General features: G+C 49.2%; 3 protein-coding genes. All 3 read left to right on the forward strand.

The window, feature by feature from the left end:
- Positions 1–544: DNA replication/repair protein RecF (locus AC1WIP_RS14700; RefSeq protein WP_481142533.1), on the forward strand; the 544-nt coding region annotated here is incomplete at its 5' end.
- Between the two features lie 381 nt (positions 545–925).
- A complete protein-coding gene (locus tag AC1WIP_RS14705; protein WP_481142534.1) occupies positions 926–1,420 on the forward strand; it encodes a DUF6106 family protein in 495 nt (164 codons plus the stop codon).
- Positions 1,421–1,545: 125 nt separating this feature from the next.
- On the forward strand, positions 1,546–2,316 hold a 771-nt coding region (gene guaB / locus AC1WIP_RS14710), incomplete at its 3' end, for an IMP dehydrogenase (protein WP_481142535.1).

The raw sequence follows: 2,316 nt of genomic DNA on the forward strand, positions 1-2,316 counted from the left end.
CTACAACGAAGCGCTTGTGACCTATGGCTGCGAAGTCATGCGGCGGCGTGCGGGGTATCTGGACCACCTGGCCCCGGCGGCAGCGGCGAACTACCGTGATATTTCCAGCGGGGCAGAAAAGTTGGAGATCCAATACTGCCCCTGCTGCGATCCGGGCAGCCCGGAAGCGCTGGCGGCCAAGCTGCGCGAGGTGAAAAACACCGAGCTGCGGGCAGGCTTTTGCCTGACGGGGCCCCACCGCGAGGACCTGGAAATTTTAATTGACGGCCAGCCGGGAAAAATTTATGGCAGCCAGGGCCAGCAGCGCAGTGCGGTGCTGAGCATGAAGCTGGCGGAAGCCAGCGTGGCGGGCGAGGTGCTGGGCGAACATCCGGTGATGCTGCTGGATGATGTGCTCAGTGAATTGGATGACGCACGCCAGACGTATCTATTGACCCGCATTGAGGACAAGCAGACATTTGTGACCACCTGCGATTCCGCCGCCTTTGCCCGAACCAACGGCAAGCTGGTCTTTGTGGACCACGGAACCGTGCGGGAGGGTTGAGGTTTTGCTTTACGGGGGATTTTGTTCCCTTTTTTGAAAAAAAGAGAACCGGAAAAAACTTTTAATCATCTTTATAATAATAGAAAAAATAGCTGACTTTCTTTTTAAACCCGGCGTTTTTTAACGCCTCCCGCTCTTCCTTAAACTCATCCATCACTGCCATAAGCGGCACCTGCCTTTCTGCTGCGGCGTAAGCCGCTTACGTCCCTTGTAGTATCTTTTCTTATCATAAGTGCTGGGCGGCGGATTGTCAATGAAGGGCTTCTAAGAGGATTCTAAAAAAAGGATAAAAATTGCGGATAGGGGGAAAGTTGCCTTGCAACTTGAAGCAGGATGTTATATCATGAAGCTATAACATTTTGAAAAGGATAGGACAAGATTATGAGCGATACCTATGTAGAATGCCTGATCAAGGCAAAACAATCCACGCTGGCCAAATTCTTCAAGATACTGCTGATCATGCTGACAGTGGTATTCGGTCTGGCCATGTTTATTTTTATGCCGGCTATGCTGCTTGCGCTTGCATGCGGCATTGGCGCGTATTTTGTAAATCTTTACACAGATCTGGAGTATGAATATCTGTATCTGGACAAGGAGCTTACTGTGGACAAGGTGATGGCAAAAGCCAAGAGAAAGAGAGTTGCCACCTACAGTATTGACAGACTGGAAATTCTGGCCCCCATAAAATCCTATCATCTGGACAATTACAAAAACCGCAATGTGAAGGTGAAGGATTACAGCATCGGTGAGGAGCTGCAGCCAGATCTGCGCTATGTCATGTATTATGAAGGCGGGGAAAAGGTGCTGTTAAGTCCCTCTCCCGAGCTGGTGAAGGTGATAAAAACGGTTGCGCCCAGGAAGGTGTTTATGGATTAATTCTGGAACAGCTCAGTCCGCACCCCATTCCAAAAGTCTTAAATTTTTATAAACATATGTGTTGACAGTGAAAATAATCTTTGATACACTCATTTGAAAATTAAGAAAATACAGGAGGACAGAAAATGGGACAGATTATTGGCGAAGGCATTACCTTTGACGATGTGCTGCTGGTGCCTGCGTATTCACAGGTGATACCCAATCAGGTGGATTTGACCACCTGGCTGACGAAAAAGATTAAGCTGAACATTCCGATGATGAGCGCGGGAATGGACACGGTGACCGAACACCGCATGGCTATTGCCATGGCGAGACAGGGAGGCGTTGGTATTATTCACAAGAATATGTCCATTGAGGCGCAGGCCGAGGAAGTGGACAAGGTAAAGCGTTCTGAAAACGGAGTCATCACTGATCCATTTTCTCTGACCCCTGAACATACACTGGCGGATGCTGATGAGCTGATGGGGAAATTCCGCATTTCCGGTGTTCCCATTACCGAGGGACGAAGGCTTGTAGGCATTATCACAAATCGAGACTTAAAATTCGAAACAGACTTCACAAAGAAAATCAAAGAGTCCATGACAAGCGAGGGGCTGATCACTGCCCAGGAGGGAATTACGCTGGAGGAGGCAAAAAAGATCCTGGCAAAGGCCAGGAAGGAAAAGCTTCCTATAGTGGACAAGGACTTCAATCTAAAAGGACTCATCACCATAAAAGATATCGAAAAAACAATCAAATATCCGCTGGCCGCAAAGGACAGCCAGGGGCGTCTGCTCTGTGGAGCCGGAGTGGGAATCACAGCCAATGTGCTGGACCGGGTGGCTGCGTTGGTGGATGCCAAGGTGGACGTGGTGGTATTGGATTCCGCCCACGGTCATTCTCAGAACGTATTAAAC

It is taken from the genome of Acetatifactor sp. (genome assembly GCF_982438285.1).

Coding starts and splice junctions, on each gene's coding strand:
- AC1WIP_RS14705 (WP_481142534.1), top strand. CDS start 926: ATGAGCGATACCTATGTAGAATGCCTGATCAAGGCAAAACAATCCACG.